This window comes from Sphingomonas sp. PvP056, from assembly GCF_040549155.1.
In the GTDB taxonomy this organism is placed as follows: Bacteria; Pseudomonadota; Alphaproteobacteria; order Sphingomonadales; family Sphingomonadaceae; genus Sphingomonas.
In genome coordinates, this window is sequence record NZ_JBEPST010000006.1 from 16,870 (window position 1) to 33,657 (window position 16,788).

Consider the following 16,788-nt stretch of genomic DNA (forward strand, 5'->3'; position numbering starts at 1 on the left):
CGAGGATTATCATGACGCGGGTGATGCGGATCCTGTACGTCGATGACGATCCCGATATCCGCACGATCGTCGAAATGTCCCTGTCGCTCGACCCGGAAATCGAGGTGCACGCATTCGGATCCGGGGCCGCCGCGCTGGAGGCGATCGAACGCGACCCGTGGCGCCCGACCGCGATCATCCTCGATTACATGATGCCCGGGATGGATGGCGTGACGCTGTTGTCGGCGTTGCGTCGCCATGCTGATTTCGCGCAAACGCCCGCCGTGTTCATGACGGCACGCGGCACCGACGTCATCGGCCCCGATCTGACCCCGCACGGCGTCGCGGGCGTCATCCTCAAGCCATTCGATCCGATCGAACTGGTCGGTGCGGTTCGTGCGCTGATCGCCGACCCCAGCTGATCACACCACGACGCGGCTTGCGACATGCCCTTCGGTTCCGAACACGCGCAGGTAGCGTGCGATCTCCGCGGGATCGCCGGTCGCCTTGGCGGGGTTGTCGGACAGTTTGACCGCGGGGTGCCCGTTGGCCGCAGTCACTTTGCACACCAGGGAAATCGGTTCGAGCGTGGCACCCCCGCGCGGGTCGCAGCCGCGGAAGTCGTTGGTCAGGTTGGTCCCCCAGCCAAAACTCATCCGCACGCGCCCGTCGAAATGGCGATAGACCTGCTCGATCGATGCGACGTCCATCCCGTCCGAGAAAATCAGGAGCTTCTCGCGCGGGTCGACGCCGTGCTGTTGCCACCAGGCGATGATCTGTTCGCCCGCGGGGATCGGCGGCGCGCTGTCGGGGCGGAACCCGCTCCATTCGGACAGCCAGTGCGGTGCCTTGGCGAGGAACGCGCTGGTCCCGAACGCATCGGGCAGCGCGATTAGCAAATTGCCCGCATAATGCCGCCGCCAGTCCTCGAGCACGCGGTACGGCGCGGCGGCCAGTTCCGCATCGGTCTGCGCCAGGGCGGCAGCGACCATCGGCAGTTCGTGCGCATTGGTGCCGATCGCCTCCAGGTCGGTGTCCATCGCAAGCAGGACGTTCGACGTGCCGATGAAGCGGTCGCCGAGCCCTTCCTTGAGTGCCTCGACACACCAGCGCTGCCACAGGAAACCGTGCCGCCGCCGCGTTCCGAAGTCCGACAGAACGAGCCCCGGCAAATGCCGCAACCGCTCGACCTTGTCCCACAGCCGCGCCTTGGCGCGCGAATAGGTGATGTCGAGCTCGAACCGCCCGTGCCGCCGTAACGCCGCGCGCGACCGCAACTCGTTGAGGATCGCAAGTGCCGGGACTTCCCACATGGTGGTGTGCGTCCACGGCCCGTCGAAATGGAGTTCATACTGCCCGTCGACGACGCGCAGGTCGTAGGGCGGAAGCTGAAAGTCGGCGAGCCAGCCGATGAAATCCGACGCGAACATCCGCTCCTTGCCGTAGAAGCTGTTGCCCGCAAGCCAGATCAGCTCCTTCTTGCCGAACCGGACCGAGCGCGCATGATCGAGCTGCGCGCGCAATTCGCCCTCGTCAATGACCTCGGCCAGCCGAACCGACGTGGTGCGGTTGATCACCGAGAAGGTCGCCTCGACGTCCGGGTGCAGATGCCGGATCATCTGCAACATCAGCAATTTGTAGAAATCGGTGTCGAGCAGGCTGCGCACGATCGGGTCGAGCCGCCAGCCGTGGTTGTAGGTGCGCGTCGCGATATCGGTAAGGATCATGGCGGTGCTTGTTCCGGGATTGGGCCGTAATGTCCACACGGGATCGGGCGGTGCGGCGCTTGTCGCCTGCCACGGAGGATGGCGATCCATCCTCGCCGTCAGCCCCTTTCGCAGCGGTCGCGCGCTTGCGGGAATGACGGCGTGTGAGGCCGGAGCGTTCCTCATCCTCGCTCAAACTCACCCGTTGCCGTGCCCTTGGCCCGGCGCTAGCATCGGGTTGCAAAACAAAACGAATCTATAGGGGAGAGGCTGGCGAATGTCGCACCCATGCGTCCATGCGCGGAGTGATCCGGGCAAGCCCGCGCTGATCGTCGCCGAAACCGGCGAGACGATCAGCTTCGCCGAGCTCGACCAGCGGTCCAATCGCGCCGCAAACCTATTCCGCGCACACGGGCTTCGGCCGGGCGATACGATCGCGCTGTTCTGCGAAAACAGCCCGCAATTCTACGACATGGCCTGGGGCGCGCAGCGCAGCGGGCTGTTCTTCGTCTGCATCTCGACCAAGCTGACCGCGCCGGAGGTCGGCTATATTCTCGCGGACTCGGGCGCGAAGCTGGTCGTCGCGTCGGCGGGGCTGGCCTCGGTCGCCGAACACGTCGCGCTTGAGCTTGAGCGCTTCGCGGTCGGCGGCGTCATTCCCGGCTGGCAGGACTGGGACGCTGCCGTGGCCGATATGCCCGCCGACCCGATCCCCGACGAACGCGCCGGGATCGATATGCTCTACTCCTCGGGAACGACCGGTCGCCCGAAGGGCGTCCGTGTCGCCTTGCCCGCCGACCCCGACATCGAAGCGACGACCGTCCTCGAAATGCTCGCACGTGGGCTTTACGGGCTCTGCCCCGACAGCATCTACCTCAGCCCGGCGCCACTTTATCATGCCGCGCCGTTGCGCTGGTCGATGACGGTCCAGCGGCTTGGCGGCACCGTCGTGATGATGGAGCATTTCGAGCCCGAAGCCGCACTCGCCGCGATCGAACGCTATCGCATCACCGCGAGCCAATGGGTGCCGACGCACTTCGTCCGGCTGCTCAAGCTCGATCCCACGGCGCGCGCGCGGCACGATTTGTCGAGCCTCAAGGTCGCGATCCATGCCGCAGCACCGTGTCCGGTGCCGGTCAAGCAAGCGATGATCGACTGGTGGGGGCCCGTATTGTTCGAATATTATGCCGGGTCGGAGGGGAATGGCCTCACCACGATCGCCTCGACCGAGTGGCTCGCGCATCGCGGATCGGTCGGCAAGGCGGCGTATGGCGTGCTCCACGTCTGCGGCGAAAATGGCGTGGAGGTCGCATCCGGCGAGGAAGGGCTGATCTATTTCGAGGGCGGCGGCGCGTTCGAATATCACAACGATCCCGAAAAGACCGCGGAGGCGCGCAACGCGTTCGGCTGGTCGACGCTCGGCGATATCGGGCGGATCGACGCGGACGGCTATCTGTACCTGACCGACCGCAAGAGCTTCATGATCATCTCGGGCGGCGTCAACATCTACCCGCAGGAGATCGAGAATCGGCTGATCACGCATCCGCGCGTCGCCGACGTCGCGGTGATCGGCGCGCCCGATGCGGAAATGGGCGAGCGCGTCGTCGCGGTGGTGCAGCCGGTCGACATGCGCGAAGCTGGGCCGGAGCTTGCGGCTGAGCTGATCGCCTGGTGCCGCGCCGAACTGTCGGGGGTGAAGACGCCGCGGCAGATCGATTTCACCGCGGAATTGCCGCGGCATGCGACGGGCAAATTGTACAAACGGCTGCTGCGCGACCACTATTGGGGCGAGACGGGCAGCCGGATCGTCTGATGGAGGATAGCATGAACGACCGGGTTTCGATCACCGTCACCGATCACGTCGCCGACGTGCGACTGATGCGTGCCGACAAGATGAATGCGATCGACCCGCAGATGTTCGAGGGGATCGGCGCGGCGATCGATTCGCTCCACACCCGCAAGGACGTGCGCTGCGTCGTGCTGTCGGGCGAGGGCAAGGCGTTCTGCGCAGGGCTCGACATGACGAGCATGGCGGCGGGCGGATCGGGGCTGAGCACGGTCGACCGCAACGATCAGGGGAGCATCCTGCCGCAGCACGTCACCTGGGGCTGGCGCAATCTGCCGATGCCGGTGATCGCGGCGGTGCACGGCGTGGCGTTCGGCGGCGGGTTCCAGATCATGGCGGGCGCGGACATCCGGATTGCCGCACCGGGGACGCGCTTCGCGATCCGCGAAAGCTATTGGGGGCTGGTCCCCGACATGGCGGGCTTCCCGATCTGGCGCGGGCTGGTGCGCGACGATGTGCTGCGCGAACTGGTCTATACGTCGCGCGAGTTCGATGCGGAGGAGGCGCTGCACCACGGGTTCGTCACGCGGATCGCGCATGCGCCGCATGCGGCGGCGCTGGAGCTCGCGCATCTGATCGCGGCGAAAAGCCCGAACGCGATCCGCGGGGCCAAGCGGTTGTGCAACATGGCGTTCGATGCGGATGCGCGGACGTTGCTCGCGGCGGAGACGACCGAGCAGATGGCGGTGATCGGCAAGCCCGCGATGATGGAGCAGGTCGCGGCGAACATCCAGAAGCGGCCCGCGGTGTTTCACGACGCGGATTGATTCCAGCTGGCATTCTTCCCCGGCGAAGGCCGGGGCCCAGTCGCGGAGGTCGATGTTGGTGAGGACAACGCTTCCTTACCTGTCGGCCGCAACTGGGCCCCGGCCTTCGCCGGGGAAGTGCTAGACCTGCTACCGCTCATACGCCTTCGGCAAAGCGCCTTCCTGCGGCACCATATACCGGTCGCGCAACGCATCCTGCCGCGTCCGCAGCGGCTGCTTGACCCCGTCGATATAGACCGCCGCGACGCCCGTCCCCAACTCCAGCGGATCGCCGTCCCAGATCACGACGTCGCCGCGCCGCCCCGCCTTGAGCGAGCCGATCTCGTCGCCCATCCCGATCGCCTCGGCCGGCACCGAAGTGATCGCCGCGAACGCCGCGTTCCAGTCGAGCCCGGTCGCGCCCGGCAGCTTGGTCAACGCGACGAGATTGCCCGCATATTGCTTCTCGAGCCGCGCTTGGCGCGCTTCATTGTCGTTGATCATGCCAAGCCCCACGCGGACGCCCGCTGCCTTCATCCGCCCGACGTTCGACTGGGTCGAGCCAAGCTGATCGAACGAATTGGGGAGATCGGTGAGTGCCGACGCGATCACGGGAATCTGCGCGGCAGCCAGCTGCGGCGCGACCAGCCAGCCTTCCGCCGCGCCGACGAAAACCATCTTCACCGCAGGGAAATCGCGCTTGAGGTCGATCAGCGCGAGCATGTCCGACGCGCGCTCGACATGGACAAGCAACGGCATCTGGCCGGTTGTGACCGGCACCAAGGCGGCGGCATCGGCGCGCGTAAGTAGCGCGTCCTTGCCCTGATCGGCATAATGGCGCGGGTCGCGCACGACGTCATCCACTTGCGCCAGCGCGTTGCGGAACATCGCGAGCGCGGCAGGGCGGCTGCCCCCAGCGGCGCGACCGCCGTCCGCGCCATATTCCATGAACTGGAACGCGCGCGCGCGAGTCACGGGGCTGCGGTCGGCACCGAGATCGATCACCGCGCCCATGCCCGCAAAGATCGACCCGGCGTTATCGGGCGCGACGATCGCGCGCGTCACGCCTTCGGCGCGGTTGAGCGGGATCGAACTCGTGCTCGAATTGACCGCAGGTGCGATGTCGATCGCGGCGTGGAACGGGCTGGTCTTCGCGCCCGCATCGGCGGTCTCGTCGACCCCGTCGACCTCGACGATGCCCATCCGCGTGAAGCCTGCGACGATCCCGGGCGTCACCCAGCGTCCCCCGGCGTCGACCGCTTCGACTCCGGCGGGGACTGCGACCCCGCGTCCGGCGGATACGACGCGTCCGTCGCGGACGATAACGGTCCCGCCCTCGATCGGCGCGGAGCCGTCGCCGATGACGAGCTTGGCGTTGGTGATCGCGACGGTCTGCGCCGCAACCGGGCTTGCGACAAGCGCGGCGGAGAGGAGGAGCAGGGGCTTCACTTCACGTCTCCCGAGCCGGGCTGGCCAAGTTCGAAATCGGATACCGGTCGGCGTTTCGGGTCGCCCGCATCGTAGAGCAACGCGCCGTCGATCCACACCTTCTCGGGGCGGGTGTAGACGCTGAACGGATTGCCGTTCCACAGCACGACGTCGGCCATCTTGCCGGGCTTGAGGCTACCGGTCTTGTCGTCGATGTGGAGCGCCTTGGCCGGATTGTAGGTCAGCCATTCCCACGCGACCGCATCCGAAATCTCGATCCCCGCGCGGCGCCCCGAGGCGAGCGCCTTGGCGACTTCCTGGTTGAGCCGCTGGATCCCGTTCTCGTCATCCGAGTGGATCATCGCGCACGCGCCGTTCTTCTGGAGCAGCGCGAGATTCTCGCCGATCGCGTCGTACGACTCCATCTTGAAGCCCCACCAGTCCGCCCAGACCGCGGCGCAGGTGTCGTTCTGCTTGAGCAGATCGGCGATCTTATAGGCCTCGACCGCGTGGTGGAACGCGCTGACGTGGTAGCCGAACTCCTTCGCCATATCCATGACGATGGCCATTTCGTCCGCGCGGTAGCAGTGATTCTGGACGAGGATCTCGCCCGACAGCACGCCCGCGAGCGTATCCATGCCGATGTCGCGCCCGGGGGCCTCGCCGCCGTCCTTCTCGTATTTGTCCCATTTACGTTTGTATTCGACCGCCTTCGCCCAGGTCTGGCGATCGACCGCGACATTGCCCATCCGGGTCGAGGGCTCGCGCCCCTTGCTGCCATAAACACGCTTGGGGTTCTCGCCGCACGCCATCTTGAGGCCGTAAGGCGCGCCGGGGAATTTCATCCCCTGTTCGGTGCGCGCGTAGACGTTCTTGATCACGACTGACCGCCCGCCCATCAGATTGGCCGAACCGGGGAGGATCTGGAGCGTGGTGACGCCGCCGTTGGTCAGCGCGCGACTGAAGCCGGGGTCCTGCGGCCAGACGCTATGTTCCGCCCAGACGTCGGCGGTGATCGGCCCGGTCGCCTCGTTGCCGTCGGACAGCGCAGGGACGGACGGGGTCGGATAATCGCCCAAGTGGCTGTGGATATCGATGATCCCGGGGGTCAGCGTCTTGCCGGTGCCGTCGATCACGGTTGCACCCGCAGGTGCTGCAACGCTCTGGCCAAGCTCGACGATCTTGCCGTCGGCGAACAGCACCGAACCGTCGTCGATCTTCCCGCCTTCGCCGTCGAAGATCGTGACGTGGGTGACGAGCGTCGGGGTGCCGGGATAGCGTTTGTAGGTCGATGGGAACGGATCGTGGCTGAACGCCTTGCCGATCCCGGGCCCCTTGCCGCTGCTCTTGTCCGAACCCGCTTTGGCCGATGCGCCTTGCGGTCGTGTACCGCCGTCGCTCGCGCAGCCCGCGAGCAAGGCGGCCAACGCCACCGTGGCCAAGCCGATATGCTTCATGCCCAAACCCCCTTCGCGCGTTTCGCGCTGTATTGGTCGAGTAATCCGGGAGGATCTACGGGGTGTCAACCGCCTTGCCCGCGGCGCACGCCTTCCGGTCGGGGAAGGGCGCGGGGGTGGCACAGCGCGCGTGCAACATCATGGCGGAAACCGGTTTGTAGGGCATCGTGCGACCCTGTATTCCGGCGTCATGCCATCCAGATCGATCATCCTGGCAATCGCGTGTGCACTGACGGTGACCGCCTGCGCGCCCGATGACCGCGAAGCGCGCCGCCGTGCCGCGGGACCGACGCCTTCGGTCGCGGCGCTTTCGCGGGTGGCGAGTGCCGCTGCGGGCGCACGGCTGTTTACCCGCTGCTCCGCCTGCCATTCGGTCGGTCGGGGCGCGCCCGATTTTGGCGGGCCAAACCTGTTCGGCGTGATGGGGTCGGAGGTCGCGCAGAACAGCCAGCGCTTCGCCTATACCGCCGCGTTGCAGAAGGTCGGCGGGCGCTGGACCCCCGAGCGGATGGATGCATGGCTCGCCGATCCACAACGCTTCGCGCCCGGAACGGCGATGGGGTTCGCGGGGCTCGCCGATCCGCTCGATCGCGCGGATGTCATCGCCTATCTGCAGACGAAGCGGTGAGGCGTGCGCTGGCCTCGCTGTAGTCGGCAGATGCCATGCGCGGTTTTCCTGCGAAAGCAGGAATCCAGAGCCAAGCAGAACAACGGCTTACAGCATCTGCGGCTCCTAATCTCCTGCCTTCGCCGGAGCACAAACGGGGTCGTGTAGCGGCCTTGCCTGCGCAGGCAGGACGGTTGCCGGGTTGCACCCTGCCCGCGTTTCGATAGAGCGCGCAGCCATGCCGCCCGATCCCCTCCCCGCCTTCGATCCCGCCCGCTTCAGCCGTCTCGGCGTCGGCGGGCACGGTGGCTTGCTCGGCCTCAGCTATCTCGCGCACGGTCCAGACTGGTGCGAGCTGCAGCTTCCCTATCGCGCGGACCTGATCGGCGATCCCGACAGTGGCGTGCTCGCTTCAGGTCCGATCCTGACGATGATGGACATGGCGACCAGCCTTGCGGTGTGGACCCGGCTCGGCAGCTTCCGTCCGCACGCGACGCTCGACCTGCGGATCGATTACCTGCGCCCCGCGACTCCGGGGAAGACAGTGATCGGCCACGGTGAATGCTATCGTATCACGCGCTCGATCTCGTTCGTGCGCGGGCAGGCGCATGACGGCGATCCCGCAGATCCGCTCGCGCATGTCGCGGGCACCTTCATGTTCACGGACGCCGCCTGATGCTCCCGCCTTATGCCCAGACGCTCGGCATCGAAGTTGCCGCGGGCGACGATCCGATCCTGCTGACGATGCCGTTCGAACAGGCGCTGACCGGGCGACCCGGCTGGCTCCACGGAGGCGCGATCGGCGGGTTGCTCGAGATGGCCGCGATCGTCGCAGTGCGGCAGGCACTCGCCGAGGATGGCGGCGGGCAGATCAAGCCGATCAACGTGACGGTCGATTACATGCGCGGCGGGCGCGACAAGCCGACGTTTGCGCGCGGGGTCGTGACTCGGCTCGGCGGTCGGGTCGCCAATGTCGAGGCGACCGCCTGGCAGGATGACCCCGCCAAGCCGATCGCCGCGGCACGGATGAACTATCTGATCGCGCGCGCCTGAGCGCTCACTTCTTCGCGAGCCGCACCAGCTTGCCGCTATCCTCGAGCAGCCAGATCGCGCCATCGGGCGCCTGCGCGACATCACGGACGCGCTCACCGATCTTATACTGGGTCGCGACCTTGGCGGTATCACCCGACAGCGTCACGCGGATCAGTGCCTCGCCGCCGAGCGCCCCGATGAACAGGTTTCCGCGGAACTCGGGGAACATCGCGCCGGTGTAGAAGATCATGCCGCCCGGCGAGATCGACGGGTTCCACCACAGCTTCGGCGCTTCGAGATCCGGCCGGCTGGGGTGATCGGGAATCGGCTTGCCCGAATAATTGTCGCCGTTGGAGACGATCGGCCAGCCATAATTCTTGCCCGGCAGGATGAGGTTGAGCTCGTCGCCGCCCTTCGGCCCCATCTCGACTTCCCACAGCTTGCCGTCGGCCGCGAAGGCGAGGCCGTAAGGGTTGCGATGCCCGCTGCTCCACGTCTGCGCGCGAACCCCGCCCGCCGAGGCCATCGGATTGCCGGGGGCCGCCTGACCATCGAGCGTCAGATGGACGATCTTGCCGATCGCCTGCTCGGGATCCTGTGCTGGCGTGAACCGCTGTCGCTCGCCGGACGAAAGGAAGAGCGACTTGCCGTCGGGCGCAAAGGCGATGTTCGCGCCGAACTGGCCACCGACACCGTCCGCCCCTGCGCGCCAGAGGACCTTCACGTTGGCGAGCGCGGTGCCGGTGAACAGACCACGCGCCAGCGCGAGGCTGCTACCGCCCGGGCGCGGTTCGGAATAGCTGATGTACACCAGCTTGCTCGTCGCGAAATCGGGCGCGAGTTCGATGTCGAGCAAGCCGCCCTGGTTATCGAACTCGACCTTGGGCGCGCCGGTGATCTGCGAAATCGTGCCATCGGCCTTGCGCAATTTGATCTTGCCCGCCTTCTCGGTGATCAGCGCGGCGCCATCGGGCAACATCGCGATCGCGAACGGATCTTCGAACTGGCCAAGCGTTGTCATTGCGAACGGGGGCGCGGTTTCGGTGGTGTTCGCGCGGCCGGTCGTTGCCGCCACGTTCTTGACGGTCGCATCCGGCGCATCGTCGGGCAAGGTGGTGACGGGCGGTGCGGTCGGAGTCGGGGCTGCGCTAGCAACCGGTGCCGAACTGTCGTTCGTGGTCAGGGCGGCGGCATTGGACTGTTGCGATTGCCCCGAACAGGCGGTTGCGGCGAGCAGCAGCGCAAGCGGCGCGCGGGACATTGGCATCAGATATTCTCCCAGAGTATACGACACATACCGTCACGGCCCCGGAGATGTTCCAGGCGCGCGGCTGTCTTCTACAACATCTGACGGATGCATAACTTGCGAACCGGCGCAGGTCGACACCTCCTCGATCTATGGTTCCGAAAGGTCCCGACACGGCATCGCGACAGCCGCTTGCCAGCCCGCTGCAATCCGCCTATATCGCCTTCACTCTCTACATCGTCGGATGAAGAGGCTGGAGCCCCCCGGTTCCGGCGCCCAACACCTTTGTCTGATCCCGAGGACTCGACCCGCTTGACCGAAACGCCCGACCTGACCGCCCTCGTCGCCCCCGAAGCCGAAGCGCTCGGATTCGATCTCGTGCGCGTCAAGCTGTTCGGCGGCAAGGGCGACCTGACGCTCCAGGTGATGGCCGAGCGCCCCGACACGCGCCAGCTGACGATCGAGGATTGCGCCGAATTGTCGCGCCGCATCTCGGACGTGCTCGACGCGCTCGAGCTCGAGGGCAAGGATCCGATCGAGGACGAATATCGCCTCGAGGTGTCATCCCCCGGGATCGACCGGCCGCTGACCCGGCTCAAGGATTTCAGCGACTGGGCGGGCTATGAGGCGCGTGTCGTGCTGACCGAACAGATCGAAGGCCGCAAGGTGCTGACCGGAATGCTCAAGGGCGTGACCGACGACCGCATCGCGATGTACCTCGCCAAGCATGGTGAAATCGACGTGCCGTTCGCAAAGGTCAACACCGCCAAGCTGGTGCTGACCGACGCGCTGATCGCCGCGACTCGCCCGCTGTCGATGGACGGCGCCGAGGAAGAAGAATTCGAAGACCAAGACGACTTGCCCGAGGGCACCGATACCCAAGAAGGACATAACTGATGGCCACCGCAGGGACTTCTGGCGTTACCGCCAACCGCGCCGAGCTGATCGCGATTGCGAACGCCGTCGCCACCGAGAAGATGATCGACAAGGGCATCGTCATCGAGGCGATGGAAGACGCGATCCAGCGCGCCGCCCGCGCACGCTACGGCGCCGAGAACGACATCCGTGCGAAGCTCGACCCCAACACCGGCGATCTCCGCCTGTGGCGCGTCGTCGAAGTGGTCGAGGCGGTCGATGACTATTTCAAACAGGTCAACCTCAAGGAAGCTGACAAGCTCCAGAAGGGTGCGGTCGTCGGCGACTATATCGTCGATCCGCTCCCCCCGATCGAGTTCGGCCGCATTGCAGCCCAGGCCGCCAAGCAGGTCATCTTCCAGAAGGTCCGCGACGCCGAGCGCGAGCGCCAGTATGAAGAATTCAAGGACCGAATGGGTGAGATCATCACCGGCGTCGTCAAGCGTGTCGAGTTCGGCCATGTCGTCGTCGACCTCGGCCGCGCCGAGGGCGTGATCCGTCGCGACCAGCAGATCCCGCGCGAAGTCGTCCGCGTCAACGACCGGATCCGCTCGCTGATCCTCAACGTCCGCCGCGAGAACCGCGGGCCGCAGATTTTCCTCAGCCGCGCACACCCCGACTTCATGAAGAAGCTGTTCGCGCAGGAAGTGCCCGAGATTTACGACGGCATCATCGAGATCAAGGCCGCCGCGCGCGACCCGGGCTCGCGCGCCAAGATCGGCGTCATCAGCCATGATTCGTCGATCGATCCGGTCGGCGCCTGCGTCGGCATGAAGGGTAGCCGTGTCCAGGCAGTCGTCCAGGAAATGCAGGGTGAGAAGATCGACATCATCCCGTGGTCGCCCGACACCGCGACCTTCGTCGTCAACGCGCTTCAGCCGGCCTCGGTGTCGCGCGTCGTGATCGACGAGGAAGAGGATCGCATCGAAGTCGTCGTTCCTGACGATCAGTTGTCGCTCGCGATCGGTCGTCGTGGCCAGAACGTGCGGCTTGCGTCGCAGCTGACCGCCAAGGCGATCGACATCCTGACCGAAGCGGATGCGTCCGAAAAGCGCCAGAAGGAATTCGTCGAGCGCTCGGCACTGTTCGAGAAGGAACTCGACGTCGACGAGACGCTCGCGCAGCTGTTGGTCGCCGAAGGCTTCGGCAGCCTCGAGGAAGTCGCTTATGTCGGCGTCGACGAAATCGCGTCGATCGAAGGCTTTGACGACGATCTCGCTGCTGAGCTGCAGAGCCGCGCGACCGAGGCGCTCGACCGCCGCGAATCGACCAACCGCGAAGAGCGTCGTGGTCTGGGTGTCGATGACGCGCTTGCCGCGCTGCCGCACCTCAACGAGGCGATGCTGGTCACGCTCGGCAAGGCCGGGATCAAGACGCTCGACGATCTCGCCGATCTGGCGACCGACGAGCTGATCCAGAAGAAGCGCCAGGAACAGCGCCGCCGCGCCGAGGATGCGCCCAAGCGCGTCGAGGACAAGGGTGGCGTGCTCGGCGAATATGGGCTGAGCGAAGCGCAGGGCAATGAGATCATCATGGCCGCACGCGCGCATTGGTTCGAGGATGAAGCGACCGAGGAAGCCGACGCTGAAGCCGAGGAAGCCCCTGCGGCCGACGCGCCTGCCGCCGACGCTTCGGAGGAAAAGGACGCCTGATGCCGTTCGTCAGCATCCGCATTTCGGGCACCGCGACCAAGGACCAGAAGTCCGGGATCGTCGCGGATGTCACCCGGTCGCTGGTCGAGCGGCTGGGCAAGAACCCGGCTGCGGTGCAGATCGTGATCGAGGAAGTGTCGACCGAGAATTACGGCGCGGGCGGGATTTTGATCGCCGACCGGGATGCACCCAAGTTGCAGGAGGACGCACATGCGGAATCCTCGCAATGACGCGCTAGCGACCCACGCAGCACCGGCCCTCTTCTTAGCCCCTCCCCTTCAGGGGAGGGGTTGGGGTGGGGCTGTACCAGGCGCTGGTCTCTGCGAGGCCCGCCCCACCCCCAACCCAGCGTCGGGTCGGTCATGCTCCCAGCATGACCTGAACAGCGCGGGGCGCTGTTCCCCCGCCGCTCCTGAAAGGGAGGGGCTTTACTTATGAACGACACTCCAGAAGACCCGACCGGCGCAATCCGCCGCTGCATCCTCCTCGGCGAGCGCGCCCCGCGCGAAACGCTCGTCCGCCTCGCGCTGTCCCCCGACGGCGCGGTCCACCCCGACGTGCGTGCCAAGGCCCCCGGCCGTGGCGCGTGGATCGGCGTGACCCGCACCGAGCTCGACACCGCGATCGCCAAGGGCAAGCTCAAGGCAGCCCTCGCACGCGCGTTCAAGACCGGCCCGATCGCGATCCCGGACGACCTGTCCGGCAAGATCGCGACCGCGCTCGAACGCGCCGTGCTCGACCGTCTCGGCCTTGAAGCGCGCACCGGCAACCTGTTGACGGGCGCGGAGAAGATCGAGACCGCGGCGCGCAGCGGCAAGCTCCACATGCTGCTCCACGCCTGCGATGCGGGCAGCGACGGCAATCGCAAGCTCGACCAGGCCTGGCGCATCGGCAACGATGAAGAAGGAAGTGATTTGAGGGGGTTGGTTCTGCCGGTCCCCCGCACCATATTGGCCGTGGCACTAGGGCGTCAGAATGTGGTACATATCGGTCTGACTGATCCCGATGCCGCCGGGCGCGTACGCGATTCGCTACACCGCTGGCTGCATTTTATCGGCCCTGACCCAACTCCCGCGCCTTGCGAAACGGCCTCGCAGGGCGCATCGGCGTCCCACCACGACGCCGGTCCGCTGGCCGATCTGGCCCGAGTGCCGACAGACGACGTACACGAGGAATTTGAGTGAGCGATACCGAGAACGAAAAGCCGAAGCTGGGCATGCGCGCGCCTTTGGGCCTGAAGCGTACGGTCGAGACCGGCCAGGTCAAGCAGAGCTTCAGCCATGGGCGGTCGAACACCGTCGTGGTCGAGGTGAAGCGCCGCCGCGTGCTCGGCCCGGGTGGCACCCCGGTCGACGCGCCAGTCACCGAGGAAGCAGCCGCACCGGTTGCGGCCCCCGCGCCCACGCCGGCACCCGCCGCGCGTGCGCCGGAACCGCGCCGCGCGCCCCCGCCCGCGCCGGTGTCGCCCGCCAATTCGCTGCTGTCGCGTCAGGAACTCCAGACCAAGCTGCTCCGCGAGGCCGATGAGGCCCGGATGCAGGCGCAGGAAGAGAACCGTCGTCGTGACGAACGTCTTCGTGCCGAGGCGATCGAGGAAGATCGTCGCCGCGCCGAGGAACGGGCCAAGGCCCCCGCTCCGACGGCTGCGCCGACGCCCGCTCCCGAGCCGACGCCCGAACCCGTCGCAGAGCAAGCGGCTCCCGCTCCTGCCCCGGCTCCGGTCGAAGCCGCAGCACCCGCAACACCCGCAGCGCCTGCTCCGGTCGCGGCACCTGCCGCCCCGGCAGCGCCTGTTGCCGCAACGCCTGCTCCCGCCGCGCCGACCCCGGCACCGGCTCCTGTGGCTGCTGCGCCCGCTCCGGCCGCAAAGCCCGCGCCGGTCGCAGCCAAGCCGACCCCCGCCCCTGCGCCAGCGCCAGCCCCCGTGCTGCGCCCGCTGTCGCTCGAGCGTGATCCGTCGATGCCAGCACCGCGCCTGTTCACGCCGGTTCCGCGGCCCGAGCGGCCCAAGCCGCCAGCACCCGCGCCGGCGCCAGAGCCGACGCCTGCTGCAACCACGGCTTCGGCAACGCCGACGCCTGCCGGTACGGTCAAGCGTCCGGGGTCGCCCTCGGCTGCCCCGACCGAAGCGCCGTCGCGTCCCGGTGCCGGTCCGCGCGACCGCAAGGGTGACGAACGTCGCGGCGGCAAGCTGACCGTCAACCGCGCGCTCAACGATGGCGACGGCGCGCGTGCGCGTTCGCTCGCCGCGCTGAAGCGTGCCCGCGAGAAGGAAAACCGCCGGATGGGCGGCCCGCGCGAAGCGCAGGCCAAGCAGATCCGCGACGTCGTTGTGCCGGAAGCGATCACCGTCCAGGAACTCGCCAACCGCATGGCGGAAAAGGGCGCGGACCTGGTCAAGGCGCTGTTCAAGATGGGCATGCCCGTCACGATCAACGCCACGATCGACCAGGATACCGCCGAGCTGCTGGTGACCGAGTTCGGCCACAACCTGACGCGCGTCAGCGATTCGGACATCGATCTGACCAACGACACGCATGAGGACCACGACGAGAACGCAGTTGAGCGTCCGCCGGTCGTGACGATCATGGGCCATGTCGATCACGGCAAGACCTCGCTGCTCGACGCGCTGCGCGGAACCGATGTGGTCAAGGGCGAGGCCGGTGGCATCACCCAGCATATCGGTGCCTATCAGGTCACGCTGAAGGACAAGTCGAAGATCACCTTCCTCGACACGCCGGGCCACGAAGCGTTCACCGAAATGCGCCAGCGCGGCGCCAACGTGACCGACATCGTCGTGCTCGTGGTGGCAGCGGACGACAGCATCAAGCCGCAGACCGTCGAGGCGATCAACCACACGCGCGCCGCTGGCGTGCCGATGATCGTCGCGATCAACAAGGTCGACAAGCACGACGCCAATCCGCAGAAGGTGCGCGAGCAGCTGCTGCAATATGAGGTCGTGGTCGAGGAACTGTCGGGTGACGTCCAGGACGTCGAGGTCTCGGCGCTCAAGAAGACCGGTCTCGACGAGCTGATCGAGAAGATCCAGCTCCAGGCCGAACTGCTCGAGCTCAAGGCCAACCCGGACCGTTCGGCCGAGGGCACCGTGATCGAGGCGAAGCTCGACAAGGGCCGCGGCCCAGTCGCAACGATCCTCGTCAACCGCGGCACGCTCAAGGTCGGCGACATCTTCGTCGTCGGCGCCGAGAGCGGCAAGGTCCGCGCGATGACCAACGACAAGGGACAGCAGATCAAGGTCGCTGGCCCGTCGATGCCGGTCGAGGTGCTCGGTCTTTCGGGTGTTCCGCGTGCGGGCGATCCGCTGTCGGTGGTCGAGAACGAAGCGCGTGCGCGTGAAGTCGCCGAATACCGCAAGGGCGTCATCACCGACAAGCGCACCGGGGGTGGCCCGGCCAGCCTCGAGTCGATGTTCTCGGCGCTCAAGGAAAAGCAGGCGATCGAATATCCGCTGGTGGTCAAGGCCGACACGCAAGGGTCGGTCGAGGCGATCGTGGGTGCGATCAACAAGATCTCGACCGATCTCATCAAGGCGCGCGTGCTGCATTCGGGCGTCGGTGGCATCACCGAGAGCGACGTGACGCTGGCGGGTGCATCGGGCGCACCGATCATCGGCTTCAACGTCCGTCCGAATGCCAAGGCACGCGAGATCGCGGAACGGCAGAAGGTCGCGTTCAAATATTATGACGTGATCTACGACCTGACCGACGAGATCCGCGCCGGCATGGCGGGCGAGCTTGGACCCGAGGCGTTCGAAACGGTCGTCGGCCGCGCCGAAATCCGCGACGTCTTCTCGGCCGGCAAGCACGGCAAGGCGGCTGGTCTGCTCGTTACCGAAGGCAATATCCGCAAGGCGCTCAAGGCGCGTATCACCCGGGCGGATGTCATCATCTACCAGGGCGAGATCGCCTCGCTGCGCCGCTTCAAGGACGACGTCGCCGAAGTGCGCGCAGGTCTGGAGTGCGGCGTGACCTTCACGTCGAACTTCGTCGACATCAAGCCGGGCGACTTCCTTGAAACGTTCGAAGTCGAACTGCGCGAACGCACGCTGTAAGACTGCTCCCCCTCCCGCGTGCGGGAGGGGGCCGGGGGGTGGGCTCCCGCTATACACGTGGCACCACGTTTAGGCCGGGCGCCCACCCCCGGCCCCTCCCGC

15 protein-coding genes are annotated in these 16,788 nt (G+C 66.6%); 11 read left to right on the plus strand and 4 right to left on the minus strand.

What is annotated here, in order from left to right:
- Positions 1-11 precede the first annotated feature (11 nt).
- Positions 12-401, plus strand: coding sequence for a response regulator (locus tag ABIC17_RS14430; RefSeq protein WP_354282877.1), 390 nt, complete (start codon positions 12-14; stop codon positions 399-401).
- On the opposite strand, the gene pncB is transcribed toward ABIC17_RS14430, so the two are convergent.
- Positions 402-1,706, minus strand: a complete 1,305-nt coding sequence (gene pncB / locus ABIC17_RS14435) for a nicotinate phosphoribosyltransferase (protein WP_354282879.1) — start codon at positions 1,704-1,706, stop codon at positions 402-404.
- A 256-nt stretch (positions 1,707-1,962) separates the two neighbouring features.
- Between pncB and ABIC17_RS14440 the strand changes: the two genes are divergently transcribed.
- Entirely contained in the window at positions 1,963-3,498 is a 1,536-nt protein-coding gene (locus ABIC17_RS14440; RefSeq protein WP_354282881.1) for an acyl-CoA synthetase, read from the plus strand.
- Positions 3,499-3,509: 11 nt separating this feature from the next.
- Positions 3,510-4,298, plus strand: a complete 789-nt coding sequence (locus ABIC17_RS14445; protein ID WP_354282883.1) for a crotonase/enoyl-CoA hydratase family protein — start codon at positions 3,510-3,512, stop codon at positions 4,296-4,298.
- A gap of 129 nt (positions 4,299-4,427) precedes the next feature.
- Here ABIC17_RS14445 and ABIC17_RS14450 read toward each other — a convergent pair whose 3' ends face one another.
- Positions 4,428-5,726, minus strand: coding sequence for an amidohydrolase family protein (locus ABIC17_RS14450; protein WP_354282885.1), 1,299 nt, complete (start codon positions 5,724-5,726; stop codon positions 4,428-4,430).
- Positions 5,723-7,162 carry an amidohydrolase gene (locus tag ABIC17_RS14455; RefSeq protein WP_354282887.1) on the minus strand — a complete coding sequence of 480 codons (1,440 nt, stop codon included), beginning with the start codon at positions 7,160-7,162 and terminating at the stop codon, positions 5,723-5,725. Before ABIC17_RS14455 ends, ABIC17_RS14450 begins: the two co-directional genes overlap by 4 nt.
- Positions 7,163-7,352: 190 nt before the next feature.
- On the opposite strand from ABIC17_RS14455, the gene ABIC17_RS14460 reads away from it, so the two are divergent.
- From ABIC17_RS14460 to ABIC17_RS14470, 3 genes are all read left to right on the plus strand, one after another.
- Positions 7,353-7,790: a c-type cytochrome gene (locus tag ABIC17_RS14460; protein ID WP_354282888.1), complete on the plus strand. Its 438-nt coding sequence runs from the start codon at positions 7,353-7,355 to the stop codon at positions 7,788-7,790.
- A gap of 217 nt (positions 7,791-8,007) precedes the next feature.
- The gene (locus ABIC17_RS14465; RefSeq protein ID WP_354282890.1) at positions 8,008-8,445 is read left to right on the plus strand and encodes a PaaI family thioesterase; all 438 of its coding nucleotides are present in this window, start codon (positions 8,008-8,010) and stop codon (positions 8,443-8,445) included.
- Entirely contained in the window at positions 8,445-8,822 is a 378-nt protein-coding gene (locus tag ABIC17_RS14470) for a PaaI family thioesterase (protein ID WP_354282892.1), read from the plus strand. Before ABIC17_RS14465 ends, ABIC17_RS14470 begins: the two co-directional genes overlap by 1 nt.
- Positions 8,823-8,826: 4 nt before the next feature.
- Here ABIC17_RS14470 and ABIC17_RS14475 read toward each other — a convergent pair whose 3' ends face one another.
- The gene (locus ABIC17_RS14475) at positions 8,827-10,068 is read right to left on the minus strand and encodes a PQQ-dependent sugar dehydrogenase (protein ID WP_354282894.1); all 1,242 of its coding nucleotides are present in this window, start codon (positions 10,066-10,068) and stop codon (positions 8,827-8,829) included.
- A 291-nt stretch (positions 10,069-10,359) separates the two neighbouring features.
- Here ABIC17_RS14475 and rimP point away from each other — a divergent pair, with 291 nt between their 5' ends.
- From rimP to infB, 5 genes are all read left to right on the plus strand, one after another.
- Positions 10,360-10,944, plus strand: a complete 585-nt coding sequence (gene rimP / locus ABIC17_RS14480) for a ribosome maturation protein RimP (RefSeq protein WP_354282896.1) — start codon at positions 10,360-10,362, stop codon at positions 10,942-10,944.
- Positions 10,944-12,614: a transcription termination factor NusA gene (gene nusA, locus ABIC17_RS14485; protein WP_354282898.1), complete on the plus strand. Its 1,671-nt coding sequence runs from the start codon at positions 10,944-10,946 to the stop codon at positions 12,612-12,614. The genes rimP and nusA overlap by 1 nt, the downstream gene beginning before the upstream one ends.
- Positions 12,614-12,844, plus strand: coding sequence for a tautomerase family protein (locus ABIC17_RS14490; RefSeq protein WP_354282900.1), 231 nt, complete (start codon positions 12,614-12,616; stop codon positions 12,842-12,844). Before nusA ends, ABIC17_RS14490 begins: the two co-directional genes overlap by 1 nt.
- Before the next feature lie 204 nt (positions 12,845-13,048).
- On the plus strand, positions 13,049-13,798 hold the full coding sequence (locus ABIC17_RS14495) for a DUF448 domain-containing protein (RefSeq protein WP_354282902.1): 750 nt from the start codon (positions 13,049-13,051) through the stop codon (positions 13,796-13,798).
- Positions 13,795-16,686: a translation initiation factor IF-2 gene (gene infB / locus ABIC17_RS14500; protein WP_354282904.1), complete on the plus strand. Its 2,892-nt coding sequence runs from the start codon at positions 13,795-13,797 to the stop codon at positions 16,684-16,686. Before ABIC17_RS14495 ends, infB begins: the two co-directional genes overlap by 4 nt.
- The last annotated feature ends 102 nt before the right edge of the window (positions 16,687-16,788 follow it).

What these genes read in the sequence shown, in the direction of transcription:
- ABIC17_RS14430 (WP_354282877.1), top strand. Translation starts at nt 12, where the DNA reads ATGACGCGGGTGATGCGGATCCTGTACGTCGATGACGATCCCGATATC.
- ABIC17_RS14495 (WP_354282902.1), top strand. Translation starts at nt 13,049, where the DNA reads ATGAACGACACTCCAGAAGACCCGACCGGCGCAATCCGCCGCTGCATC.
- ABIC17_RS14440 (WP_354282881.1), top strand. Translation starts at nt 1,963, where the DNA reads ATGTCGCACCCATGCGTCCATGCGCGGAGTGATCCGGGCAAGCCCGCG.
- ABIC17_RS14455 (WP_354282887.1), bottom strand. Translation starts at nt 7,162, where the DNA reads ATGAAGCATATCGGCTTGGCCACGGTGGCGTTGGCCGCCTTGCTCGCG.
- ABIC17_RS14470 (WP_354282892.1), top strand. Translation starts at nt 8,445, where the DNA reads ATGCTCCCGCCTTATGCCCAGACGCTCGGCATCGAAGTTGCCGCGGGC.
- ABIC17_RS14475 (WP_354282894.1), bottom strand. Translation starts at nt 10,068, where the DNA reads ATGCCAATGTCCCGCGCGCCGCTTGCGCTGCTGCTCGCCGCAACCGCC.
- ABIC17_RS14490 (WP_354282900.1), top strand. Translation starts at nt 12,614, where the DNA reads ATGCCGTTCGTCAGCATCCGCATTTCGGGCACCGCGACCAAGGACCAG.
- ABIC17_RS14465 (WP_354282890.1), top strand. Translation starts at nt 8,008, where the DNA reads ATGCCGCCCGATCCCCTCCCCGCCTTCGATCCCGCCCGCTTCAGCCGT.
- nusA (WP_354282898.1), top strand. Translation starts at nt 10,944, where the DNA reads ATGGCCACCGCAGGGACTTCTGGCGTTACCGCCAACCGCGCCGAGCTG.
- pncB (WP_354282879.1), bottom strand. Translation starts at nt 1,706, where the DNA reads ATGATCCTTACCGATATCGCGACGCGCACCTACAACCACGGCTGGCGG.
- ABIC17_RS14445 (WP_354282883.1), top strand. Translation starts at nt 3,510, where the DNA reads ATGAACGACCGGGTTTCGATCACCGTCACCGATCACGTCGCCGACGTG.
- ABIC17_RS14460 (WP_354282888.1), top strand. Translation starts at nt 7,353, where the DNA reads ATGCCATCCAGATCGATCATCCTGGCAATCGCGTGTGCACTGACGGTG.